Source organism: Haemophilus sp. SZY H53 (assembly GCF_054332375.1).
The window spans coordinates 1-24,093 of record NZ_JBTGNV010000003.1 but is presented as its reverse complement, the minus strand read 5'-3'; the positions used below and the strand labels follow the sequence as shown (position 1 = coordinate 24,093).

General features: G+C 39.4%; 23 protein-coding genes, 1 pseudogene and 1 riboswitch. Of the genes and pseudogenes, 13 read left to right on the top strand and 11 right to left on the bottom strand.

Translation table 11 applies throughout. The annotated features are described in order from the left end of the window. Positions 1-32: 32 nt before the first annotated feature. The gene (nanQ, locus tag ACXVWB_RS03645; protein ID WP_289901493.1) at positions 33-500 is read right to left on the bottom strand and encodes an N-acetylneuraminate anomerase; all 468 of its coding nucleotides are present in this window, start codon (positions 498-500) and stop codon (positions 33-35) included. A 242-nt stretch (positions 501-742) separates the two neighbouring features. Between nanQ and pnp the strand changes: the two genes are divergently transcribed. The 5 genes from pnp (at position 743) to ACXVWB_RS03620 (ending at position 7,502) form a co-directional block, all read left to right on the top strand. After that, on the top strand, positions 743-2,881 hold the full coding sequence (gene pnp, locus ACXVWB_RS03640; protein ID WP_128786929.1) for a polyribonucleotide nucleotidyltransferase: 2,139 nt from the start codon (positions 743-745) through the stop codon (positions 2,879-2,881). Positions 2,882-2,945: 64 nt separating this feature from the next. Then, positions 2,946-3,887, top strand: coding sequence for a lipoprotein NlpI (nlpI, locus tag ACXVWB_RS03635; protein WP_289901513.1), 942 nt, complete (start codon positions 2,946-2,948; stop codon positions 3,885-3,887). 74 nt (positions 3,888-3,961) lie between these two features. Next, the gene (locus ACXVWB_RS03630) at positions 3,962-5,812 is read left to right on the top strand and encodes a DEAD/DEAH box helicase (protein ID WP_289901494.1); all 1,851 of its coding nucleotides are present in this window, start codon (positions 3,962-3,964) and stop codon (positions 5,810-5,812) included. Between the two features lie 95 nt (positions 5,813-5,907). Beyond that, positions 5,908-7,302 carry a membrane-bound lytic murein transglycosylase MltF gene (mltF, locus tag ACXVWB_RS03625; RefSeq protein ID WP_289901495.1) on the top strand — a complete coding sequence of 465 codons (1,395 nt, stop codon included), beginning with the start codon at positions 5,908-5,910 and terminating at the stop codon, positions 7,300-7,302. Between the two features lie 56 nt (positions 7,303-7,358). After that, positions 7,359-7,502 (top strand): hypothetical protein, encoded by a 144-nt coding sequence (locus ACXVWB_RS03620; protein WP_289901496.1) that lies wholly within the window; start codon positions 7,359-7,361, stop codon positions 7,500-7,502. Positions 7,503-7,560: 58 nt separating this feature from the next. Here the strand turns inward: ACXVWB_RS03620 and ACXVWB_RS03615 are convergent, their stop codons facing one another. After that, entirely contained in the window at positions 7,561-8,226 is a 666-nt protein-coding gene (locus ACXVWB_RS03615; protein ID WP_289901497.1) for a transferrin-binding protein-like solute binding protein, read from the bottom strand. Between the two features lie 67 nt (positions 8,227-8,293). Next, on the bottom strand, positions 8,294-9,454 hold the full coding sequence (locus tag ACXVWB_RS03610; protein ID WP_458472770.1) for a TonB-dependent receptor plug domain-containing protein: 1,161 nt from the start codon (positions 9,452-9,454) through the stop codon (positions 8,294-8,296). A 156-nt stretch (positions 9,455-9,610) separates the two neighbouring features. Here ACXVWB_RS03610 and ACXVWB_RS03605 point away from each other — a divergent pair, with 156 nt between their 5' ends. Together ACXVWB_RS03605 and ACXVWB_RS03600 are read left to right on the top strand one after the other, a co-directional pair. Continuing rightward, complete coding sequence (locus tag ACXVWB_RS03605; protein ID WP_289901498.1) at positions 9,611-9,988, top strand: hypothetical protein; 378 nt, start codon at positions 9,611-9,613, stop codon at positions 9,986-9,988. 8 nt (positions 9,989-9,996) lie between these two features. After that, complete coding sequence (locus ACXVWB_RS03600) at positions 9,997-11,169, top strand: TonB-dependent receptor domain-containing protein (protein ID WP_289901514.1); 1,173 nt, start codon at positions 9,997-9,999, stop codon at positions 11,167-11,169. A gap of 64 nt (positions 11,170-11,233) precedes the next feature. Here the strand turns inward: ACXVWB_RS03600 and hpf are convergent, their stop codons facing one another. From hpf to ACXVWB_RS03580, 4 genes are all read right to left on the bottom strand, one after another. After that, positions 11,234-11,557 carry a ribosome hibernation-promoting factor, HPF/YfiA family gene (gene hpf, locus ACXVWB_RS03595; RefSeq protein ID WP_289901499.1) on the bottom strand — a complete coding sequence of 108 codons (324 nt, stop codon included), beginning with the start codon at positions 11,555-11,557 and terminating at the stop codon, positions 11,234-11,236. Positions 11,558-11,798: 241 nt separating this feature from the next. After that, positions 11,799-13,169 (bottom strand): alanine/glycine:cation symporter family protein, encoded by a 1,371-nt coding sequence (locus ACXVWB_RS03590; protein WP_289901500.1) that lies wholly within the window; start codon positions 13,167-13,169, stop codon positions 11,799-11,801. 88 nt (positions 13,170-13,257) lie between these two features. Then, positions 13,258-13,379, bottom strand: a riboswitch (glycine riboswitch). A gap of 303 nt (positions 13,380-13,682) precedes the next feature. Further along, entirely contained in the window at positions 13,683-15,680 is a 1,998-nt protein-coding gene (gene tkt / locus ACXVWB_RS03585; RefSeq protein ID WP_289901501.1) for a transketolase, read from the bottom strand. Between the two features lie 85 nt (positions 15,681-15,765). Then, positions 15,766-16,443 carry a YtjB family periplasmic protein gene (locus tag ACXVWB_RS03580; protein WP_075875828.1) on the bottom strand — a complete coding sequence of 226 codons (678 nt, stop codon included), beginning with the start codon at positions 16,441-16,443 and terminating at the stop codon, positions 15,766-15,768. Between the two features lie 68 nt (positions 16,444-16,511). Between ACXVWB_RS03580 and serB the strand changes: the two genes are divergently transcribed. Genes serB through ACXVWB_RS03565 form a run of 3 tightly spaced genes read left to right on the top strand, consistent with a single transcriptional unit; the run spans position 16,512 to position 18,449 of the window. Next, complete coding sequence (serB, locus tag ACXVWB_RS03575) at positions 16,512-17,456, top strand: phosphoserine phosphatase (protein ID WP_289901502.1); 945 nt, start codon at positions 16,512-16,514, stop codon at positions 17,454-17,456. A 20-nt stretch (positions 17,457-17,476) separates the two neighbouring features. Then, a complete protein-coding gene (locus tag ACXVWB_RS03570) occupies positions 17,477-17,968 on the top strand; it encodes a YajQ family cyclic di-GMP-binding protein (protein ID WP_005695407.1) in 492 nt (163 codons plus the stop codon). A gap of 4 nt (positions 17,969-17,972) precedes the next feature. Next, positions 17,973-18,449, top strand: a complete 477-nt coding sequence (locus ACXVWB_RS03565; RefSeq protein ID WP_297569698.1) for a hypothetical protein — start codon at positions 17,973-17,975, stop codon at positions 18,447-18,449. Between the two features lie 38 nt (positions 18,450-18,487). Here the strand turns inward: ACXVWB_RS03565 and ACXVWB_RS03560 are convergent, their stop codons facing one another. Then, a complete protein-coding gene (locus tag ACXVWB_RS03560) occupies positions 18,488-19,768 on the bottom strand; it encodes a type II toxin-antitoxin system HipA family toxin (protein WP_289901504.1) in 1,281 nt (426 codons plus the stop codon). After that, entirely contained in the window at positions 19,768-20,046 is a 279-nt protein-coding gene (locus ACXVWB_RS03555; RefSeq protein WP_049355840.1) for a helix-turn-helix domain-containing protein, read from the bottom strand. Before ACXVWB_RS03555 ends, ACXVWB_RS03560 begins: the two co-directional genes overlap by 1 nt. 248 nt (positions 20,047-20,294) lie before the next feature. Here ACXVWB_RS03555 and ACXVWB_RS03550 point away from each other — a divergent pair. Beyond that, positions 20,295-20,408: pseudogene (locus ACXVWB_RS03550) on the top strand (transposase); the annotation flags it as partial. A 107-nt stretch (positions 20,409-20,515) separates the two neighbouring features. Further along, positions 20,516-21,043 (top strand): IS3 family transposase, encoded by a 528-nt coding sequence (locus ACXVWB_RS03545; protein WP_289901515.1) that lies wholly within the window; start codon positions 20,516-20,518, stop codon positions 21,041-21,043. Between the two features lie 48 nt (positions 21,044-21,091). Here the strand turns inward: ACXVWB_RS03545 and argH are convergent, their stop codons facing one another. Then, on the bottom strand, positions 21,092-22,465 hold the full coding sequence (argH, locus tag ACXVWB_RS03540) for an argininosuccinate lyase (protein WP_049355842.1): 1,374 nt from the start codon (positions 22,463-22,465) through the stop codon (positions 21,092-21,094). A gap of 230 nt (positions 22,466-22,695) precedes the next feature. On the opposite strand from argH, the gene rho reads away from it, so the two are divergent. Continuing rightward, the gene (gene rho, locus ACXVWB_RS03535) at positions 22,696-23,958 is read left to right on the top strand and encodes a transcription termination factor Rho (RefSeq protein ID WP_005695393.1); all 1,263 of its coding nucleotides are present in this window, start codon (positions 22,696-22,698) and stop codon (positions 23,956-23,958) included. Between the two features lie 60 nt (positions 23,959-24,018). On the opposite strand, the gene ACXVWB_RS03530 is transcribed toward rho, so the two are convergent. After that, positions 24,019-24,093 (bottom strand): 50S ribosomal protein L19 (locus ACXVWB_RS03530; RefSeq protein WP_288293967.1); only part of this gene is annotated, 75 nt, incomplete at its 5' end.

Here is a 24,093-nt window from a genome sequence, read left to right as displayed (position 1 = left end):
AACCGCACTTTTGCTTTAATGAATCGAAATAATTAAATCAATTCTACCGGTACTTTCACCACCAGTTTTTTCACAAAACTTGATTTGCCGTTTACAGTGCAACCTGGTTTATGGGGTTCATAAGGGAAAAAGACGGCGAACATTTTTGGTAAAAGTGTTACCGTGCTTTTATCTTCAATTTGCGGGGTAAGTTGGTAATCATCTGCATCACGATATTCATCGTATAAGCTGAGGTTTGGATAAGTCGCGCTTACTTCAACATTTTCTTTACCACGAATAAGTAATTGAATATCTAGATATTTGTGGTGAAGTTCAGCTTGTTTGCTATCCGCTTCAACCGTATCAAATTCCATGACATTCATATAGACTTGCTCGCTTAAATCATGACGGCCATTTTCTAATGCTTCAAGATCTAACGTGTTGAGATGATCGCAAATGTCTGCGATAACTTTTGGTAAACCCACTTTGAAATTTGGGTTATTTAATGCACTGATAATCATAGTGTCTCCTTACGTATGTATTTGTATGAGAATATGATAACAAGTTGCTTATATTAAATAAAGTTACCAATAAATTTAAAACTCTGTATAATAAGCGAGCTTTATTTTCTGCATTAGCGTGCGGCTATCAAAAGAAATTTTTAAACGACCAAAGTGCGGTCATTTTTTCGAGAGATTTCTTTTGCTAGTCGCAATCTGGAAAATAAAGCTTTGTTTTAAATATTATTTTGAAGGAAAACATTGTGAATCCAATTGTTAAACAATTTAAATACGGTCAACATACAGTTACTCTAGAAACCGGCGCGATTGCACGTCAAGCAACGGCTGCGGTCATGGCAAGCATGGACGATACCACGGTATTCGTGACTGTTGTTGCTAAAAAAGATGTGAAAGAAGGTCAAGACTTCTTCCCATTAACCGTAAACTACCAAGAGCGTACTTATGCAGCGGGTAAAATCCCTGGTGGTTTCTTCAAACGTGAAGGTCGTCCATCTGAAGGCGAAACTTTAATTGCACGTTTAATCGACCGTCCAATTCGTCCATTATTCCCAGAAGGTTTCTTCAACGAAATTCAAGTTGTAGCAACCGTGGTTTCTGTAAACCCACAAATCAGCCCTGACTTAGTGGCAATGATCGGTACTTCTGCAGCATTAACCTTATCAGGCGTGCCTTTCAATGGCCCTATCGGTGCAGCACGTGTTGGTTTCATCGACAACCAATTCGTATTAAACCCAACGATGGCTGAACAAAAACAGAGCCGTTTGGACTTAGTGGTTGCAGGTACTGACAAAGCCGTATTAATGGTTGAATCTGAAGCTGATATCTTAACTGAAGAACAAATGTTAGCAGCGGTCGTATTCGGTCATCAACAACAACAAGTTGTGGTTGAAGCGATCAAAGAATTTGCAAAAGAAGCTGGCAAACCACGTTGGGATTGGGTTGCTCCAGAGCCAAACACAGATTTAATCAATAAAGTAAAAGCGATTGCAGAAGCGCGTTTAGGCGATGCATACCGTATTACTGAAAAACAAGCACGTTACGAACAAATCGATGCGATTAAAGCGGATGTGATTGCACAAATCACAGCAGAAAATGAAGAGATCAGCGAAGGTAAAATCGTGGATATTTTCACCGCACTTGAAAGCCAAATCGTTCGTGGCCGTATCATTGCAGGTGAACCACGTATTGATGGTCGTACCGTTGATACTGTTCGTGCATTAGATATTTGTACTGGTGTATTACCACGTACTCACGGTTCTGCAATTTTCACCCGTGGTGAAACACAAGCATTAGCCGTTGCAACGTTAGGTACTGAACGTGATGCACAAATCATTGATGAATTAACAGGTGAACGTCAAGATCACTTCTTATTCCACTACAACTTCCCTCCATATTCTGTAGGTGAAACTGGTATGATCGGCTCACCAAAACGTCGTGAAATCGGTCACGGTCGTTTAGCAAAACGTGGTGTAGCAGCTGTTATGCCAAGTCTTGCGGAATTCCCGTATGTCGTGCGTGTTGTATCTGAAATCACTGAATCTAACGGTTCTTCTTCTATGGCATCTGTATGTGGTGCATCTTTAGCATTAATGGATGCGGGTGTTCCAATCAAAGCAGCGGTTGCGGGTATCGCAATGGGCTTAGTGAAAGAAGAAGAGAAATTCGTGGTGCTTTCAGATATTTTAGGTGATGAAGACCACTTAGGTGATATGGACTTTAAAGTGGCGGGTACACGTGAAGGAGTCACTGCACTTCAAATGGATATCAAAATTGAAGGTATTACCCCTGAAATTATGCAAATTGCATTAAACCAAGCAAAAGGTGCTCGTATGCACATTCTTGGCGTAATGGAACAAGCAATCCCTGCACCACGTGCAGATATTTCTGACTATGCGCCGCGTATTCACACCATGAAAATTGATCCGAAGAAAATCAAAGATGTTATCGGTAAAGGTGGTGCGACTATCCGTGCATTAACTGAAGAAACTGGTACGTCTATTGATATCGATGATGATGGTACAGTGAAAATCGCTGCAGTAGATAGCAATGCAGCGAAAAATGTAATGGCACGTATCGAAGAAATCGTTGCTGAAGTTGAAGCGGGCGCAATTTACAAAGGTAAAGTGACTCGTCTTGCTGACTTCGGTGCATTCGTTGCTATCGTAGGAAATAAAGAAGGTTTAGTTCATATTTCTCAAATCGCAGAAGAACGCGTAGAGAAAGTGAGTGATTATCTTCAAGTTGGTCAAGAAGTAACCGTAAAAGTGGTTGAAATCGATCGCCAAGGTCGTATCCGCTTAACCATGAAAGATCTTGCACCAAAACAAGAAACAGAAGCAGAATCTGCACCAGCAGAAGAGACTTCTGTAGAACAAGAATAATCTCATAGGGTGTGTGAATTCAGTTTACACGCCCGTTTTGATTATCAAACTAACTTATAAAACAATGCAGTATTTTCGGTTATTCCGTTTTCTAGTTTCGTTGTCTAGCCTAAGTATGATTTTATTTATTTCCGGTTGTGTACAATCGGGAAGCGTGTTTGTCGCACCAAATAAAGTCATGCTAGCGGATCAGAATCCGAATGCTCACTTCGAACAAGAAGTGATGATTACTCGAATTGGGCAGGTTTTATTAGTTGGAAAAATGAGTAATGAAGAACGGGCGACGCTTCACTTTGAGCGTGGCGTATTGTACGATTCTCTCGGCTTATGGGGGCTCGCACGTTATGACTTTACACAAGCCCTCGCCTTACAGCCTAAAATGGCTTCTGTTTATAATTATTTAGGGCTTTACTTACTGCTTGAAGAAGATTATGACAGTGCATTAGAAACCTTTAATGCGGTGTTTGAATTGGACCCAAGTTATAATTACGCCCACCTTAATCGTGGTTTAAATTTTTATTACGTTGAACGCTATAATCTTGCTGAAGACGATTTTATGAAGTTTTATGAAGCCGATACCAAAGATCCTTATCGCGTACTCTGGCTCTATTTGAACGAACAAAAATTAAAACCACAAGAAGCCTATGCCAACCTTGTTGAACGAGCTAAAGGGCTATCTAAGGACTTCTGGGGAACAAATATCGTTCAATACTATTTAGGTAATATTTCCGTAAATGATTTGCAGGAACAGGCAACTAAATTTGCAGAAGATCCACAACAATATGCAGAAATATTAACTGAAACCTATTTTTATCTAGCAAAACAAAAACTCAATATGGGGCTAGTAGATGAGGCCGCAGCCTTATTTAAACTAGCTATGGCAAATCAAGTTTATAACTTTGTTGAGTATCGTTTTGCCGCATTTGAACTAATGAAATTAAAACCTGTTCAAATAGAAGACGAAAAAGAAGAAAGAAGTGCGATCGCAAAAACGGTTGTTTTTTAAATCTTCCACTTTCTTTTTAACAAATGAACTTGAAAGCTAAATTGAGCTTTCCTTACTTACATTCGAGTATCTTAATGACTGACAAAATCACTTTTAATGATTTAGGTTTGCCTGAATTCATTCTAAAAGCCGTTTCTGACCTTGGTTTTGAAACACCTTCTCCCATCCAACAAGCTTGTATTCCTGCTCTTTTAGAAGGCAGAGACGTGCTAGGTATGGCACAAACCGGCAGTGGTAAAACTGCCGCATTCTCTTTACCTCTTTTGGCAAAAATTGATCCTACTGCAAAACATCCACAATTATTGGTGATGGCACCAACCCGTGAACTTGCCATTCAAGTTGCCGATGCTTGTGAACATTTCATGAAATATGCCAAAGGCATCAACATCGTGACCCTTTACGGGGGTCAACGTTACGACATCCAATTACGTGCATTAAAACAAGGTGTACAAGTTGTTGTGGGTACACCTGGTCGTATTTTGGATCACATCCGTCGTAACACATTAAATCTATCTGAATTAAAAGCGATTGTACTTGATGAAGCGGATGAAATGCTTCGTATGGGCTTTATTGATGATGTAGAAACCGTTATGGCTGAATTACCGGAAGAGCACCAAACTGCGCTTTTCTCTGCAACCATGCCTGAGCCAATTCGTCGCATCACAAAACGCTTCATGAACAATCCGCAAGAAGTGAAAATCAAAGTAAATAACGATAACGCGCCAGATATTGAACAAAATTGTTGGTATGTTCAAGGTTTCCGTAAAAATGATGCATTATTACGCTTCTTAGAAGTGGAAGAGTTTGATGCAGCCATCATTTTTACCCGTACTAAAACAGGCACGCTTGATGTGACTGAATTATTAGAAAAACACGGTTTCCGTGCTGCAGCATTAAACGGTGATATGACCCAACAATTACGTGAACAAACCTTAGATCGCTTACGTAATGGTAGCCTTGATATTGTGGTTGCAACCGATGTTGCTGCGCGCGGTATCGATATTGAACGAATCAGTCTTGTAGTAAACTATGACATCCCACTTGATGCAGAGTCGTACGTTCACCGTATCGGCCGTACTGGTCGTGCTGGTCGTTCTGGTCGAGCATTGTTATTCGTTGAACCACGTGAACGCCGTTTACTTCGTAACATCGAACACTTGATGAAAAAACCAATCAATGAAGTTGAATTGCCAAATCATGAAGTGTTGCAAGCCTGTCGTCGTAAGAAATTCCAAGACAAGATTACCAAACAATTGGAACATCACGATCTCGAAATGTATCGTAGCCTATTGGAAGATTTATTCACTGCAGATCAGGATCAAGAAGATATTGCAGCAGCCATGTTGATGTTGCTTCAAGGTAAACAAAAACTGATTCTTCCACCTGACCCACCAATGGATAAGCGTCGTCGTGACCGTAATGATCGCGCTGATCGTCGTGAAAACCCACGTTCAGCTGAACGTCGTGGTGAGCGTAAAGGCTATGGCACCCCACAACCGATGGATTTATATCGTATCGAAGTAGGTCGTACAGATGGTGTAGAAGTGCGTCATATCGTAGGCGCTATCGCAAATGAAGGTGATATTAACAGTCGTTATATTGGTCATATCAAACTTTATGATGATTACTCTACTGTTGAATTACCACAAGGCCTGCCGAAAGAATTACTTCAACAATTCGGTAAAACTCGCGTTTTAAACAAACAAATGCAAATGAGCTTTATGGGTGCGACACAATCAGACAGTGGACGTGGTGGTAACGATTTTGGTGGGAAAGGCCGTCGTGATGGTCGACGTAATGAGCGCGGAGAGCGTGGCCAAGATCGCTTCCGTAGTGAGCGTAATGGTGAACGTCGTCAGCGTAAATTTAACGATAAAAACGACCGCACTTTTAATGAACGAAGTCGCCGAGATCGCCAACGTTAATCCTTATTTAGCAGCCCCTTGAAGTAAAAGGGGCTTTTTTATTAGCTTAATTCTGGTTACAATCGTCTCTTATCTCAATTTATAAGGTTTATCTATTGAAAGGTTTATTTCTACGTATTATTGCTGCTTTTGCATTATTACTTTGGGCCATTGATATGGTGTTCCCTTGGCAAAAAATTATGCAGTCAGAGCAAAACCCTTATGCTGCGATCAAAAACCGCGGTAGCCTTATTATCGGTACCATTAACAATCCCATCTACTATTTTATTGGGAATGAGGGGGAATCGGGCTTAGAATACGAATTAGCTAAAAATTTTGCAGATTATTTAGGGGTTCGTTTACAAATTAAAACCTTAGAAAATAACGATCAACTTTTTAACGAATTAGAAAACAACAATATTGATATTGCTGCTGCGAATCTTTTGTTCCAGCCTCAACGTGCAGAAAAATTTCAGTTAGGGCCCTCTTATACTTCTACCTCTTGGCAGCTTGTGTATAAAAAAGGGGAAAATCGCCCGAAAGATTTGGCTCAAGTCCAGCAAGAAATTATTATTTCTGCGGGAGAAGACTTAGAAAAATTACTATCTCAAGCACAGAAAAAACACCCTGCACTCAAATGGCAGAATAACAAGCAATTGACTCAAGAGGAATTATTGATTCAAGTGGCGGAAGGGAAAATTCCTTACACCATCGCCAATAGTATTGATGTGGCTGCGGCACAACAAATTCGCCCTAACTTAGCCATTGCATTTGACCTAACAGATGAAATGACCGTGCATTGGTATCTCTCCAATAAATCCTATAATGAGCTACAAGCAGGCTTGTTAGATTTTATGAATAATGCCATTGAAACAGGATTAATTGATCGCATTGAGGAAAAATATTTCCGTCACATTACCACCTTTGATTATGTGGATACTCAGGCTTATTTAGAGGCCGTAGAAAAAATTCTACCCCAATATCAACCGCTCTTTGAAAAATACAAAGGGAATTTAGACTGGCGATTATTAGCGGCTATAGCCTACCAAGAATCGCATTGGGATCCTTATGCGACCTCGCCTACAGGTGTACGGGGCATGATGATGCTAACCAAAGATACGGCTGCACGTATGAATATTAATAACCGTACCGATGCCGAACAAAGTATAAAGGCAGGTTCGGAATATTTACATTGGCTACTCAATCAAATGCCTGATAGTATTTCAGAAGAAGATCGAATTTGGTATTCTTTAGCCGCATACAATATGGGCTTAGGACATATTCTAGATGCTCGACGCCTAACTAAAAAGTTAGGAGGAAACCCAGATAACTGGTTAGATGTAAAAAATAATCTTCAACTATTATCAGAAAAACGTCATTATTCTAACTTAAAATATGGCTATGCTCGCGGTTATGAAGCCTACCAATATGTCGAGAATATTCGCCGTTACATGAACAGTATTGTGAATTATCATCGTGTTCAAGAAAACCAAGCGACCGCAACAGAATAAGTGCGGTCAGAAAAAATAGCGTTTTTATTGAATAGAAAGAAAACAAGGAGAAAAAAATGTTAAAAAGAAAAACTTTCTTAAAGAAAAAAACATCAAGAGATATTTCAGCCTCACGCAACTTACGTTTAAGACGACTAAAACACCGCAAAGAGCAGCAATTTCAACGTCAGGCTTTACAATTTGTAATTCAAAACATTTAAAAAAAGGCGAACAATTATATTCGCCTTGTGCTAATTATTGGTTAAAAATCATATAACATCATTCTTTAATGCCACCGAATGCTCCACGAGATTGATCTGCTTCATTAATAAATAACCCTGTCATTTCCTTGGCATTTTCACCAAAGAAACCTCCTTGGGTTTTGATACCATTTACTTCACCTACAAAGCTATTACCTGTGATTTTACCACCAAAATTCATACCTGGTACGGCATTAGCTTTTTCCGTAATATTAATATCAATGACTTTATTAGCAAAATCAGCTGTAGCTTTCATTTCACTACGCTCACTATTACTTCCATCTTTTTGATAAGCTGCACCACCTTTATACTCCACCAATCCTGTTGTTGGGATTTGTGCTATAGCTGTCGGTAAGCCTTGTGCAAAGAAATATTGATTACCACTTAAGTTGTCAAAATATGTACCAAATGCACTAGCTTGAAAATTGCTATTACTTAAAATAGTTTGTCCTTCTTTACGAAGATTATATAAATCGTTATATTCTTCATAAGTCCATGGGTCAATATCCCCAGCTCTTCTCAAGATATCAATGTCAACTAATTTACCTGATTTATCAATTATTGTCAGATCTCGTATATCTCGAGTTAACGGACGATTTACATCGCTTCCTTCTGAGGCTAAAACGCCCCCAGAAATAGCATCCTTCATCTCACCATTAATGCCACCAAAGATCTTATCACTCAATGGAATTCTTGCCTTTTCATCAGCTTTTAGATTTTCTAGTTGCTTTAATCTTTCCTCTGCAGCTTTTTTAGCTTCCTCTGCAACTTTTTTGGCTTCCTCTGCTGATTTTTGGGCTTCCTCTGCAGCTTTTCTCTCGGCTTTCCCATGGCATGAAATCTGCTCGTAGAGAAGCTCGCATAAAACGGCTATTCATACTCGTGTCCTGGATTTCAATTAAATCTTTTCCTATGTATGCACTAAAATCAGAATTATAGCGATGTCCACCCTTATAATTTTTTGAGCCAATATTGGTTTTTTGAAAATCTAGTTCGGTCTTTAGGTAACTTAACCAGCGGCTATTTTCTGGAAAATATTCGTAAGCAACATTTGCATTATATCGTTTACTAATATCATCCGACTCCCGCCAAAGCCCTGCAAGTTGATAAGACTTTTCATCAACAAAATTATTTGCTTTTTGAGCGTTAAATGATGCACTTACACGTTGTGTCTGAGTAATAAAATAGCCAACTTTAGCTAAGTAGCTATGATTTTTATGATGGGATGGATCAGGAATACCTCGAGCATTACCTAAAATATCTTGTCCCTTGCCTCTACTTTTCATTTCATGCCCATTGCGATAGGAATAGAGCAAAGTTGCATCAAATTTGTCATCTTTATAAGCCATACCTAAAGTGTGTGTCCATTCGCTATTTTTACTCGCATAACCGTTTTTAAGCAATACACCCCATTTTTTATTTGGTAGAATAATATCATCAGCACCTAAAGTGCGGTAATTTACTGAACCGCCTAATGATCCACTTCCTGCATTGAAAGAATCTGAACCACGCATAATATCAATACCTTGTACTAATTCAGGGTCAATACTTAATCGTGAGCTATTAAAGTTACCATAACGTGCATAAAGTGAGTTTTCTTCTGATTCGGGCAAATTAACGCCATCAATACTGATTCCCACTCGATTCCCTTCAACACCACGCATTGCAAAACCTTTATTACGACGGCCATTATCGCTAATACCCACATCAGTGGCATAACGTACTAAGTCATAGTTATCAGAAATAAGTTCTTCTTGGATAGCTTTACGTGTCTTTTTTATTTGATTTGCTTTGACTTCAGAGGCATTAGCATTAACAGTAATTGTATCTAATGTTGTTTGTTCTTCTGCGTAAGCTTGTAAAGTGAAGGCTACACAGAATGCACCTAAAGAAAGGAGAAATTTATGAGTCATATTTTTACCTGAAATTTTATCTAATTTAGTAGAATCCGGAGCGAAGTTTACAAAAGTTAAAGAAACCTTTCAATGGTATTGAAAATTATTTTTATTTCATTTAAATTGTGTAAAGTCATCATTTAGTCTAAAAAACAAGATAATAAGGATCTTTTTATGAACAAAATTAAACTTTCCATCATTGCGCTTTCATGTGTTATGGCATTAGGCGCTTGTTCTTCTAGCTCAAAAGGTGGTACAGATAATTCAGAGCAGCTTCGACAAGCTGAGACTGAATTAAATCAAAGAATCACGGAAGCGAATAAGAAAGCTGAAGCAGCTACAAAAAAAGCTGAGGACTCTTTAAAAAAAGCAGAAGAGTCTGTGAAAAAAGCGGATGAGTCTGTGAAAAAAGCAGATGAGTCTATAAAAAAAGCAGAAGTAGCAATCAAGGTAGCTCAAAGCAATGGCAATCAAACTGAAGAAGAGAAAAAAGCAACTGAAGCTGCGATAAAAGCAGCTGAAGTCGATTCGGTAGTCATCAATTTACGCTAAGAACGGGTATTTCACAAAAAGATTTTGATAATCGCAATGATCATGAATATCCCAATGTAGGTGACAATGGTAGTAGTGCTAAAGATAGTGAATCTATTCAACATCCAGTCAGAACCCGTTCATTTTTCGCTCAATTACAAGATCATGTCATGTGGAATGATATTTTTTCTAGTCAATTAGGTATTCGTTATGACTGGGATGAATTAGTACCGCAAGATTTAAAAGCCTTTTGCCGAGCTTGTAGCCGTAAACCCGCATCAAATACCTTTCAAAGTTTAAGTGGCTCGTTTGGATTAGAGGCTCAGCTTAATGATATTTGGAAGATCGGCTATAACATTTCTACTGGCTTTCGCATTCCAACCGCTTCAGAAATGTACTTCTCTTTTGAACATCCCTCAGGTAACTGGAGACCAAACCCTGATTTAAAAGCTGAACAAGCATTAAATCAATCTATCTATATCCAAGCAGAGTATCAATTAGGTACATTTGGGCTGAATTTTTATCACACACATTATAAAAATTTCTTAACTGAGCAAGAGTCAACTTATAAAAAACGTAACCCGTATTACAATGCCTATAGTGCAAGTTATGGTCAACAAGCTTATTACACAACGATTGCCCAACAAGCTATAAACATTGATCAAGCGCGTATCTCTGGTATTGAATTCACGAGTAAAGTTAATTTAGATCAGATTATTTCTGTAATTCCACAAGGTTGGAAATTTACAGCAAATCTCGGTTATGCAAAAGGGAAACTAAGTGGTACTGAGGCTAGCCTACTTTCTATCCAACCAATCAAAGTAATTTTAGGAATTGGCTATGAAGATCCAAATGATCTCTGGGGAGTTAACGTCAAAGCGAGTTATCTTGGTGCTAAAAAAGCTAAAGATGCCCAAATAGTACAATATTCAACTAACTTTGTTAGAGAAGTAAAAACTTACCCTTATCTTAATAATTCGGCAGTATTATTTGATTTGTATGGTTTCTATAAAATCAATCAAAATATTACACTCCGAGCAGGACTTTATAACTTATTTAATCGCAAATATCACACTTGGGATACCCTACGTGGTATTAACAAAATAAGTACGACTGATTCAGTTGATAAAGAAGGGAAAGGTTTAGAGCGTTTTTATGCGCCAGGGCGTAATTTCGCAGCATCTGTTGAAATTCATTTTTAATTCATTATTTCCTTAATAAGAAAGGGCGAACATCATGTTCGCCCTTTTATTTACTTACTATTCTTTATTTTTCAAAAGAATCTTTCAAACGTTCTTCTGCTCGACGGGATTCACCTTTATGTTGAAGTTTATTCAATTGACGTTCCAATTTTTCTTCTACTTCATTGATCGCTTTATACATATCATCAGCGGTTGCAGTCGCAAGCAGATTACCTAATGGGGTTCCAATTGAAGCCTCTACAGAAAAGCCGTTTGGTACTTTACTTAAAACAAAGTGCGGGCTAATCAGTTGAGTGTGCCATTTCTCTAATTTTGCAAGTCTGCCCTCCACATGTTCACGAATTGCGGGGGTGATTTCCATTTGTTTACTTGTGATATTGAGTGTCATAGCATTTACCTCTTTTACTTAAATGAACCCTTAGGTTCCGTTCATCTTTAACTACAACATATCGACCTTACACTGCTTTTTCAAGTGCTTTTAGCCAAATAAAAAAACAAATGTTCAAAAATATGATCGGGATCTAATTTCTGTAAAAATATGATTTTCTTTCTGTTTAAACTTGTTATGATATAAAGCTGTAGATAACAAAGGGAAGCGTTCTGCTTCCCTTTTCTTTTTACAACATGAATTAGGCTAATTCATCTTGATCACGTTGTGCTGCTTTTAAACGTTCAAAGTAATCTTTGGTTTCTGAAATAATCTCTTTGCGTAAACCAATTAATGCGACTAAGTTTGGAAAAGCCATTAAACCATTCACGATATCCGCTAGAATCCAAATTAAATCTAAGGTGAGGAATGAACCCGCCCCGACTAAAACAATAAACACGAAACGATAAAATTTAATACCACGAATACCGACTAAGTAAAGAAAACAACGCTCACCATAGTAACACCAACCTAAAATTGTGGTGAAAGCAAAGAATAATAAACCAACGGTTACAATGGTTGCACCAATTGATGCGCCTAATCCCTGTGCAAAAGCATAGTTAGTCACACTGGCTCCAGAAAGTTCAGGGTTACTCCATGCCCCCGTAATAACAAGTACTAATCCCGTCATCGTACATACAATGATGGTATCTAAAAATGTCCCTGTCATCGAAATTAAACCTTGACGAACGGGCTCTTTTGTTTGCGCTGCCGCAGCAGCAATAGGCGCACTCCCTAAACCTGATTCATTTGAGAAAATACCGCGTGCAACCCCCGATTGAATCACCTTCATTACTGTAAAGCCAACTGCGCCACCTAAAGCTGCTTGAGGGTTAAATGCACTGTGAATAATTAATGTGATCGCAGCGGGCAGCTTATCGTAATTAACCACTAAGATAATAATTGAGGTCGCCACATAGCCGATTGCCATAAAAGGCACAATCACTGAAGAAGCTGTCGCAATACGTCTTACACCACCGAGAATAATCATCGCGACCAATACGGTCACCACTGTTGCAGTAATAATAACGGGTACATTGAATGTGTCTTGCATCGCATGCGTAATGGCATTTATTTGAGGGAAGGTACCAATACCGAAAAAGGCCACTAATACCCCAAAGAGCGCAAATAATTTGGCTAACCATTTAATACCAAGACCACGCTCGATGTAATACATTGGACCACCCGCCATAAAACCGTATTTATCTCGTACTCGATATTTCACCGCAAGCAAACATTCCGCATATTTGGTTGCCATTCCAAAGAAAGCAACCAGCCACATCCAAAAAATCGCACCTGGGCCTCCAGCTTGTACTGCAGTGGCTACACCCACGATATTCCCAGTTCCTATAGTCGCTGCTAATGCGGTACAAAGTGCCGCAAAAGAAGAAACATCTCCCTTGCCTTTATTCGCTCCACGAGCAAATAAATAGCCCAATGCACGAGGCAAATAACGAATTTGCAAGAAACCTAAACGAAGAGTGAGGTAAAGTCCAGTTCCGGACAATAGAATAAGTAGGGGCGGTCCCCATACAAAACTGCTAATAGCAGATAAGGTTGTCTGTAATGACATTGATGATTCCTCGTCGTTTAAAATACAAATAAACTCGACAAGGAGACAAGAAGAATCCCGATAGAAATATTTTTGATTATACCGATTGTCTTTTGCCCCTGTCCTTTTGCCTGAGCGTTTGGAAAACAATCGAAAAATCGACCGCTCTTTTGCGCCTTCGGCGTCCATTTACATCAATAAAATGCAATGGATCTCTCCAAGGGTTCGTCCAGTAACAGTCCCTGCAATCTTACGATTGCGCCTGAAAGATTTTACCTCGTCGGCGTAGGGTCAATTCCCTACTCTCCAGCTACCTTCTTCCGAACTCACTTTTTACGTTTTATTCTTATTGCAAAAAGTGCTGCAAATTTTAACAAACTTAAAAAACGAACTCAATGGATTGACGAAAAAAGGCTTAGATAACAAGGTGAAAGCTGATAAAAACAAAGTGCAGTCAAAAATTTTCTTATTTTTTGACCGCACTTTCTTAAAAAAGAAAGGCAGGTAATGACCTGCCTTTATCTATTTTCATAATTATAAAATTTCTTTTGCTTTTGCCACCACGTTATCCACGGTAAAACCAAAGAGTTTGAATAATTGATCTGCTGGTGCTGATTCGCCGAAGCTATTCATGCCCACTACGCGACCTTCAAAGCCAACGTATTTATACCAGAAATCTGCAATGCCCGCTTCAATCGCAACACGTTTGGTTACAGCTGCAGGTAATACGCTTTCACGGTAAGCTGCATCTTGTTTATCAAAACGGTTAGTGCTTGGCATAGAGACGACACGTACTTTTTTACCTTCTGCACTTAATGCTTCAGCTGCTTTCACCGCTAATTCCACTTCAGAACCTGTCGCAATGAAGATTAACTCAGGTGTACCATCACAGTCTTTTAGCACATAAGCACCACGTTTAACTGCATCTAATTGTGCAGAAGTGCGGTCCATTTGGGCTAAGTTTTGACGGGTAAAGATCAACGCACTTGGACCATCTTGACGTTCAACCGCTTGTTGCCATGCAATAGCTGATTCCACTTGATCACATGGACGCCATGTTTCAAGATTTGGAATTAAGCGTAATGAGGTGGTTTGCTCAACTGGTTGGTGAGTTGGACCATCTTCGCCTAAACCGATAGAGTCATGGGTGTAAACGAATAAAGCACGTTGTTTCATTAATGCTGCCATACGCACCGCATTGTGTGCATATTCGTAGAACATTAAGAAGGTTGCACCATAAGGAATGAAACCGCCATGTAAAGCAATACCATTCATAATCGCTGACATACCGAACTCACGCACACCATAGTTAAGGTAGTTACCGCCTACGTTTTCGTGTGCACGAATTGGTTTTGAACCACTCCATAACGTTAAGTTAGAGCTTGCTAAGTCTGCAGAGCCACCTAAGAATTCAGGTAACACGTGTGCATAAGCTTCAATAGCATTTTGTGATGCTTTACGGCTTGCAATACTTGCAGGATTTGCTTGTAATTTTTCAATGAACGCTTTAGATTCAGCCGCCCAATTCGCTGGTAATTCACCGTTTACACGACGTGTGAATTCTGCAGCCAGTTCTGGATATGCTTTTTCATAAGCGGCAAATTTTTCTTCCCAAGATTTTTCTGCTACTGCGCCTTTTTCTTTCGCAGACCATTCTGCATAGTACTCAGCTGGAATTTCAAATGGACCATACTCCCAGCCAAGTGCTTTACGGGTTAATGCGATTTCTTCATCACCTAATGGTGCGCCGTGGGAATCATGAGAACCTGATTTATTTGGTGAACCAAAGCCGATGATGGTTTTACAAATAATTAACGTTGGTTTTTCTTTTTCTGCTTGAGCAAGAATGGTTGCGGCACGAATTTGTTCTGCATCGTGACCATCTACATTACGAATTACTTGCCAGCCATAAGCTTCAAAACGAGCTGCGGTATCATCGCTGAACCAGCCATCAACATGACCATCAATCGAAATGTTGTTGTCATCGTAGAATGCGATTAATTTACCTAAGCCTAATGTGCCTGCTAAAGAGCAAGCTTCATGGGAAATCCCTTCCATTAAACAGCCATCGCCTAAGAACACATAAGTGTGGTGATCGACAATTTCATGGCCTTCACGGTTAAATTGGCCTGCTAAGGTTTTCTCAGCAATCGCCATACCCACTGCATTAGTGATACCTTGGCCTAACGGACCCGTTGTAGTTTCCACACCTGGTGCATAACCATATTCTGGATGGCCTGGGGTTTTAGAATGTAATTGACGGAATTGTTTTAAATCTTCGATAGAAAGATCGTAGCCTGTTAAATGTAATAAGCTATAAATCAACATTGAACCGTGGCCGTTAGAAAGCACAAAACGGTCGCGATCAGCCCATTTAGGATTGTTTGGGTTATGTTTTAAGAAATCACGCCATAATACTTCAGCGATATCCGCCATTCCCATTGGTGCACCTGGGTGGCCTGATTTTGCTTTTTGTACTGCATCCATTGATAGCGCACGAATTGCGTTGGCGAGTTGTCTACGAGTTGCCATTTTTTTCTCCTATCTAAATAATTCCGAGTATTCTACCCTATTTACTGATTGACTTGAGCAATATCTGCAATTTTATTTACCTTGATCAAATTCTACGACGACGTTGATGAAAACGCTGGCTACTCGATTTACCTTGTAAATTAACTACCGTTTTAGTTTCCACTGGTTTTCGATATGTTCGACGATAATGACTTAAAAAATAATGAATGGAACTGGCGAATAAAGCGCCTAATAAAAAGACCACCACAATTTCACCATATAAACGATGGAAGACTTGATTAATTTTGCTCTGCGTCGTTTGAGCATATTGCGCGTCAAATGTCACCCGCAAAAAGCCACGAACGGCATTATTGGAAGCAGAGTAAATGGGCTCAACAATTTGTTGTGTTGAAAATTCACCTTCATTTTTATGTTCTAGACCAAGTTGCTCACGAAGATTGCCGGTATTGGTACTTTGTGCTAATTCCTTGCCGTTATAATCATAAATGGTCGCATCGAGCACAAAGTTTTCTTTGACTAAATTATCTAGATTTTCGACAAGTTGATCGGATTTCGCATTATTAGTTAATAGAACCGAAAATAAATTTGCCTGCTGACGAACCAAAATATGCGACAAATTTGCCACTTGATTCACACTTGAAAGCTGAGAACCAATCTTAAATTGTTTCACACCAAACAAAATCACGGCCATGGCACCGATACAAAGCAGCACGATGAGCCCAAACATCAGTGATTTTTGAAGTTTTTCTTTAATTAATTGCACGTTGTTTTTCCATTTTTTCGCCAAGATCGGCTAGAATAGATAAGTATTCACAATTTACAGGATTTTCTATGCAAATTCAAAACCTTGCAAGCATTACCCAAAAATATCCCCAATTCCCCACCGCACTTTCGTCTGATTTGCCTCATTCCGATGAAACACATGCCTTTATTTTATACGGCACAACGCTGAATTTAGCCAAATTACTCGAATTCCAACAAAAGTGCGGTCAATCTTTCCTGTGTTTTGATGCATGGAACGTTGAAAAAAATACCATTGTCCTTTTAAAAGGCGAATGGCTAACTGATTTTATTGTCCACGCTCATGACCTGCAATTAGACATCGCTAAACTGGATTTTGATGCAAAATTATCAGAAAAAGGTTTATTGGTGATGGATATGGATTCTACTGCCATTCAAATTGAATGTATCGATGAAATTGCCAAACTGGCTGGCACAGGTGAATTAGTTTCTGCCATTACTGAAAGTGCCATGCGTGGTGAGCTAGACTTTGAACAAAGTTTGCGTCGTCGTGTGGGTACGCTTAAAGGCGCGCCAGAAAGTATTTTGCAACAAGTACGTAAAAAATTACCATTAATGCCTGGCTTAATTGAAACCATTAAGACATTACAACAACATGGTTGGAAAACCGCTATCGCTTCTGGTGGCTTTACCTATTTCGCCGATCACTTAAAAAGTTTATTAAACCTTGACTTTGCGGCGTCTAATCAATTTGAAATTATTGATGGCGCGCTGACTGGCAATGTAAAAGGTAGCGTGGTCGATGCACAATACAAAGCGAATACCTTGCAAAAACTCGCTGAAGAATACAGTATTCCACGCAAAAACACCCTTGCTATTGGTGATGGTGCCAATGATTTGGCGATGATGAATGTTGCCGGATTAGGCGTGGCATTCCATGCCAAACCGAAGGTGCAACAACAAGCACAAATTGTGGTAAACTTTGCTGACTTAACCGCACTTTTATGTCTTTTAAGTGCAAATGATCGAATTTAATTCATTTTGGGAGAAAATTTATGCCATCTTTTGACATCGTATCTGAAATTACTATGCACGAAGTGCGTAATGCGGTTGAAAATGCAAACCGCGTATTAAGTACACGTTATGATTTCCGTGGCGTGGAAGCTGTGATTGAATTAAATGAAAAAAGCGAAACCGTGAAAGTGACGACCGAATCTGATTTCCAATTAGAGCAATTAATTGAAATCTTAATTGGTGCGTTTGTAAAACGTGGCATTGAGCATAGCTCATTGGATATTCCAACAGAAAGTGAACACCACGGTAAACTTTACACCAAAGAAATTAAATTAAAACAAGGGATTGAAACGGAGATGGCGAAAAAAATCACTAAATTAGTGAAAGATTCAAAAATCAAAGTTCAAACTCAAATTCAAGGTGAACAAGTACGCGTAACTGGTAAATCTCGTGACGATTTACAAGCTGTTATTCAATTAGTGAAAGGCGCTGAATTAGGCCAACCATTCCAATTTAATAACTTCCGAGATTAATTTAATGAAAAAATATCTGTGGGTATTTTGGGCTGTAGTTCCAGCATATTCGCTCGCAAATGAGAATGCCATGAATCTCGGTGAGAGCGTCATTGATGTTGTAAAATGTGAAGGCACCAAAGGGGAAAAACTTTGGGTCGCGCTGAATAATCTTAAAACATTCACTTACATGAAAAATGATGTGAATGTGGCTCATCAAACGATAGATAATGCTTACTTACAAGCTTATGCCACAGAAAAGACTCTTTTTCTTCCACCAACAAAAAATAATCAGTTGTGGACGATAATAAAAGAGAGCGCAGCAGATAAGACGGGCATCAATCAAGTTACTATCGATTTGCGTAATGCGAAAGGTAAGCTAATTTCTCATGCTGCTTGCAAACGAAATGACGAGACTTTTTCATTATTAATGGAATCAAGTTTCGATATAAAAGAGCCTACCGATAAAATCCTTGAATTAATGGATCCACTTCCACAATAAAATCAAAGAGCGGTGCAAAATGATCTGCACCGCTCTTTCTAACTTATCTTTTTCATCTTGGATTCCAATCCCATTGAAATTGGCTCAACAATTTCTTCAGGTAATCCATGGGTATTTATTTCACTTACTTTTGGATATCGAACACTGATCTCATGCAAAATTTCCTCTACCACTTCCTTTGCCAAGCCTGCGAGTTTAGCGGTGTTGAAAATATGTCGGAGTTGTATTTTATCCCATAAATAATGTTTATTTTCGCCCTGCCACGCCATTGCCATTTTGATTTTTTGCTTTTGTAGTCCGTTGTGTTTGATTAGCGGATAGGCAGAGATCACATCATAAAAAGGCGTTAGACGATAGCGATTCTCTTGTTCTAAAAATAGACTGAAATTTTTGCCATGTCCGTCAATAGCGCAAAGCAGCCAGAAAATAATTTGTGCTTTAAAAAATTGCTTGCGATCTGCTTGAGCATTAGATGAGCCATTGAGGAGCGACATAATTTGAAGAATGCTTGGCCCACCGTCATTTTCATATTTTCGCGCAGGGGCAATGTTGAGTGCTTGGCACATATCTTCCTGTGGTAAACGAATTAGCCAACTCCTATTTTCAGACCAACGGCGATCAAAGCGCTCCACAATCAACACTTTCATTTCACCGAAATACTGAATTTGACTTCGAGGAACAGGCAAACCGAAGGCTTTCATAATATTCAAGCAAAGCCATTCATTTTCACAGCTGCCGGAAAGATCAAGTTGCCCTTGTGCAACCATACCAATCGGGAGCTTAAAAATATGACTGGTCGCGGTGGAATGTAAAGGGCGCTGCCATTGATTCTGATAATAAAGAAGCGCTGTTTTTTCCTGAGCGCCGGCTAAAGAAATTCGGAAATCCTCGCTTTCTTCCATGCCGAGAGGAAAAGTGCGGTAGTTTTTCAGCACGTTTTCCACCTCTTTGTCATTGAGTGGTTCTGCATAAATTTGACGTACCGAGCGGTTCTCGCCCTGATAAAGTTGAATTGCGCCGATACAATCCTGTCCAATCGCCGAAAGTAAATCAAATGGGGATTTCGTTGAGGTTTGGAAACGTTGTTGAATGCGTGAACGGATCTGCTCGTTGTCAGGGAGAAGATTATCGAAGAAATTATAAACAGAATCGCCTCGATAAGTTTTGTAAGATAAGGGCAATGACAATGAAATAGGGCGTGAACGCACAGATTCAAGCCATTTTTTAGCATACTGAAATTCAGTTGCACCGCTAGTGAGTTTTCGCCATTCGCCTACCAATAAGCCATTCATGGCAACATTTAGAATAGTATTGCTCATCACCACGCCTCATCATCATCGTATGTTGTAGTTGGTTCTTTGATTGAACGGATGATATCAGATGACTTTTTGCGTGGTTGCACAACAAGTTCTAGTTCTAATCCTGCCAGAATTTTAAATAACGTTTCTAATTTTGTACGCTCTGGTTCATTTTCAAACGCTGAAATTCTAGCTTGGGTAGTCCCAGCAAGTTTTGCTACATCAGTTTGTGACAGGTCTCTTTGATAACGAAATTCCCGAATTACATGAGAAAGCATTTTTGCGGTGGTAATAACCATTACTACTCCTTATACCCTACGGTATACAATTTCAATTTATACGCCATAGAGTATAAATATCATTTTATATCTTGTAAAGTATAATTTTTAATTTATATTCTATAAGATATAAAATGCAAAAAACGAAATATTAATCTGGATTAGATAAAATCCAGAGCAGTAATTAAAGTAATTGAAGTATTGTTGTTTTAAAACAAATAAAGTGAACTGCACCCCAAAGTCTGGACACCTATTTTGAGGTGCAGATTATGTCCTACTCTTATCAATTTCGTTTGAAAATTATCAAACTCGTCACCGAACAGGATTATGGTATCCGTGAGGTGGCTAAACTTCATAACATTCCCCATTCTGCCGTCATCTATTAGCTAATGGGTTTTCATTTGAATCATAAAACGGTGTTAAAGCTGATGAACGAGTTAGGTATTCATTCCATTTTACGCAAAAAAAGACATGGAAAACGTGGAAAAACATCGCATATTGCCAGAATTTGCTGAATCGTGATTTTACCGCAACGGCACTCAATCAAAAATGGGTAACGGATGTAACGGAATTTCATGTTGGTCAAGAAACGCTTTATTTTTCACCGTTGATGGACTTGGCTAACCGAGAAATTATTGCCTATAACTTTGCGACACGCCCGAAGTTTTCATTGGTAAAAAAGAGGTTAGAACAAGGGCTTAGTCGGCTTAAACCGACAGAATGCCCGATTATTCATAGCGACCAAGGTGTATTGTATGGCACGGCGGAATGGGAGAATATGTTGGAAGGTAAAGCGGTGCAAAGTATGAGTCGCCGAGGAAATTGTCACGATAATGCGGTGATTGAAAGTTTTTTTGTGATACTAAAATCAGCGTGTTTTTACTCTCGGATTTATCATTCAATCGCTGAATTACAGGCTGAAATTGAAGAATATTTAGTGTATTACAACCAAAAACGAATTAAACTTGGTTTCAAAGGATTGAGCCCAGTGCAATACCGAGCTCAATATTTAAGTTAACTAACCTGTCCAACTTTTGGGGGGCATATCACTTTTTATTTACGCTAATTAAGCTAATCTCGCTTTTGCTTCTGCAATGGCCTCCGCTACTCGAAGTGGTGAAACCCCACCTTTCGCACAACGTTTATCTAAACAAGATTGTAGCGAAAGAATGCCATAGACATCATTCCCTACCACATCACTGAATTGACGGAATTCAGGAATGGTTAAGTCTTCCAAGGCTTTTCCTTTTTCAATGGCATAAACCACGGTTTCACCGACAATATGATGAGAATCACGGAATGGCACACCTTTTGCCACAAGGTAATCCGCTAGCTCTGTTGCATTTGAGTAACCTTTTAAGGCAGCTTCGCGTGTACGGTCGGTATTCACTTTCAATTCATCTAATACAAAAGTCGCCATATCTACGCAATCTTGCCAGGTATCTAACGCATCAAAGATCCCTTCTTTGTCTTCTTGCATATCTTTGTTATACGCTAACGGTAAACCTTTTAAGGTCATCAACATACCGGTTAATGCACCCATTACACGGCCCGCTTTACCACGAATCAATTCACAAGCATCAGGATTTTTCTTTTGCGGCATTAAAGATGAGCCTGAAGTCACACGATCTGACAACTCCACAAAATTCGCTTCACCACTGTTGAAAATGATCATATCTTCTGCGAAACGAGAAAGGTGCGCCATACTTAAAGAAGCCGTTGAAAGCAATTCCACAATATGATCACGATCAGAGACGCTATCCAAACTATTACGCGTCGCAAAAGCAAAACCAAGATCGGTGGCTAATTGTTCACGATCGACTGCATAGGCTGTTCCTGCAAGTGCACCACTGCCTAATGGACAGCTATTCATTCGTTTATAAGCATCGGCGAGACGTGAATAATCACGCTCGAACATTTCCACATAAGCCATACACCAATGGGCAAAAGTGATTGGTTGTGCACGTTGTAAATGGGTATAACCCGGCATCACCGCATCTTGCGTATTTTCTGCCGTTTGTACCAAGTGACGTTGAAGATGACGAACAGACTCTTGCAACTCGACTACACGCTGTTTACACCACAGTTTAATATCAAGTGCAACTTGGTCATTACGGCTACGACCTGTGTGTAATTTTTTGCCTAAATTACCCACTTTATCGATGAGCTTACTTTCTACCCAGCTATGAATATCTTCTGCATCATCTTGTAAAATTGCTTGTGGGTTTGACCGCACTTCGATTAATAATTCATTTAAAGCAACCTCTAGCTGTTGTTGCTCTTCAGCACTTAATACACCAACATTCACTAAAGCTTTAGACCAACCAATTGAGCCTTCAATATCTTGCTCTGCCAAGCGATAATCAAAACGCAGGCTATCATTAAAATCTTTAAAACGTTTATCTGCCGCTTGTGTAAAACGACCACCCCAGAGAGCCATAAGTTATCCTTATCTCGATTATAAAAATGATTAATTATTCAATTATTACGCATAATTAATCAATATGCAATAATAATCTCTATATCGTCCGCTATTTTACCCTGTTTTTTCTAACAAAAACTAGACAGTACTGCATTTTAGTGGTAATTTACGCAGCATTCTTAAGGGCATTGCCCACCATTCAAATAATTCAGTATTATCAACTCTTATTAATTCCAACATTATTAATTATGCATCTTACAGAACTTAAAAACACGCCTGTTTCTGATCTTGTGAAACTTGGCGAAGAACAAATGGGTTTGGAAAATCTTGCCCGTTTACGTAAACAAGATATTGTTTTTGCTATTTTGAAACAGCACGCCAAGAGCGGTGAAGACATTTTTGGCGGCGGCGTATTGGAGATTTTACCCGATGGTTTCGGTTTCTTACGCTCCGCAGACAGTTCCTACCTTGCTGGTCCTGATGACATCTACGTTTCTCCAAGTCAAATTCGTCGCTTCAATCTTCAAACTGGTGATAAAATCGAAGGCAAAATCCGTCCACCAAAAGAGGGAGAACGCTATTTTGCACTTTTAAAAGTCGACCAAGTCAACGATGACAAACCTGAAGTCTCTCGTAGCAAAATTCTTTTCGAAAACTTAACCCCATTACACGCAAATTCTCGTTTAAGAATGGAACGTGGTAATGGCTCAACCGAAGATTTAACCGCACGTATTTTAGATTTAGCCTCTCCGATTGGTAAAGGTCAACGTGGTCTTATCGTGGCTCCGCCAAAAGCGGGGAAAACCATGTTGCTACAAAATATTGCACAAAGTATCACGCACAACTACCCAGAATGTGAACTTATTGTGCTTTTAATCGATGAGCGCCCAGAAGAAGTAACTGAAATGCAACGCTCGGTAAAAGGTGAAGTCATTGCCTCAACCTTTGATGAACCAGCGGCTCGTCACGTTCAAGTGGCAGAAATGGTTATCGAGAAAGCAAAACGTTCTGTTGAGCACAAAAAAGATGTGGTGATTCTACTCGACTCTATCACGCGTTTAGCGCGTGCTTACAACACTGTTACGCCAGCATCCGGTAAAATTCTTTCCGGTGGTGTGGACGCAAATGCTTTGCATCGTCCAAAACGTTTCTTTGGTGCGGCGCGTAACGTCGAAGAAGGCGGTAGTTTAACCATTATTGCAACTGCACTTGTGGATACCGGTTCAAAAATGGATGAGGTTATCTTTGAAGAATTTAAAGGTACTGGTAACATGGAATTACATCTTTCTCGCAAAATTGCAGAAAAACGTGTATTCCCTGCGATTGACTTCAACCGTTCTGGTACGCGTAAAGAAGATTTACTTACCACACCAGATGAATTACAAAAAATGTGGATTCTGCGCAAAATCCTTAACCCAATGGGTGAAGTGGAAGCGATGGAATTCCTTATCGACAAACTTATGGTGGCGAAAACCAACGATGAGTTTTTTGAAATCATGAAGCGGTCTTAATTCTGACCGCTCTTGAAAACAAAAAAGGCTTGGAAAACCAAGCCTTTTTTATTTTGCGAATTATTCGCCCAAACGCTCTTTAATACGAGCAGATTTACCTGAACGTTCACGTAAGTAGTAAAGTTTAGCTTTACG

What these genes read in the sequence shown, in the direction of transcription:
- nanQ (WP_289901493.1), bottom strand. Translation starts at nt 500, where the DNA reads ATGATTATCAGTGCATTAAATAACCCAAATTTCAAAGTGGGTTTACCA.
- nlpI (WP_289901513.1), top strand. Translation starts at nt 2,946, where the DNA reads ATGCAGTATTTTCGGTTATTCCGTTTTCTAGTTTCGTTGTCTAGCCTA.
- ACXVWB_RS03630 (WP_289901494.1), top strand. Translation starts at nt 3,962, where the DNA reads ATGACTGACAAAATCACTTTTAATGATTTAGGTTTGCCTGAATTCATT.
- ACXVWB_RS03620 (WP_289901496.1), top strand. Translation starts at nt 7,359, where the DNA reads ATGTTAAAAAGAAAAACTTTCTTAAAGAAAAAAACATCAAGAGATATT.
- ACXVWB_RS03610 (WP_458472770.1), bottom strand. Translation starts at nt 9,454, where the DNA reads ATGACTCATAAATTTCTCCTTTCTTTAGGTGCATTCTGTGTAGCCTTC.
- ACXVWB_RS03605 (WP_289901498.1), top strand. Translation starts at nt 9,611, where the DNA reads ATGAACAAAATTAAACTTTCCATCATTGCGCTTTCATGTGTTATGGCA.
- hpf (WP_289901499.1), bottom strand. Translation starts at nt 11,557, where the DNA reads ATGACACTCAATATCACAAGTAAACAAATGGAAATCACCCCCGCAATT.
- ACXVWB_RS03590 (WP_289901500.1), bottom strand. Translation starts at nt 13,169, where the DNA reads ATGTCATTACAGACAACCTTATCTGCTATTAGCAGTTTTGTATGGGGA.
- tkt (WP_289901501.1), bottom strand. Translation starts at nt 15,680, where the DNA reads ATGGCAACTCGTAGACAACTCGCCAACGCAATTCGTGCGCTATCAATG.
- serB (WP_289901502.1), top strand. Translation starts at nt 16,512, where the DNA reads ATGCAAATTCAAAACCTTGCAAGCATTACCCAAAAATATCCCCAATTC.
- ACXVWB_RS03570 (WP_005695407.1), top strand. Translation starts at nt 17,477, where the DNA reads ATGCCATCTTTTGACATCGTATCTGAAATTACTATGCACGAAGTGCGT.
- ACXVWB_RS03565 (WP_297569698.1), top strand. Translation starts at nt 17,973, where the DNA reads ATGAAAAAATATCTGTGGGTATTTTGGGCTGTAGTTCCAGCATATTCG.
- ACXVWB_RS03560 (WP_289901504.1), bottom strand. Translation starts at nt 19,768, where the DNA reads ATGAGCAATACTATTCTAAATGTTGCCATGAATGGCTTATTGGTAGGC.
- ACXVWB_RS03555 (WP_049355840.1), bottom strand. Translation starts at nt 20,046, where the DNA reads ATGGTTATTACCACCGCAAAAATGCTTTCTCATGTAATTCGGGAATTT.
- argH (WP_049355842.1), bottom strand. Translation starts at nt 22,465, where the DNA reads ATGGCTCTCTGGGGTGGTCGTTTTACACAAGCGGCAGATAAACGTTTT.
- rho (WP_005695393.1), top strand. Translation starts at nt 22,696, where the DNA reads ATGCATCTTACAGAACTTAAAAACACGCCTGTTTCTGATCTTGTGAAA.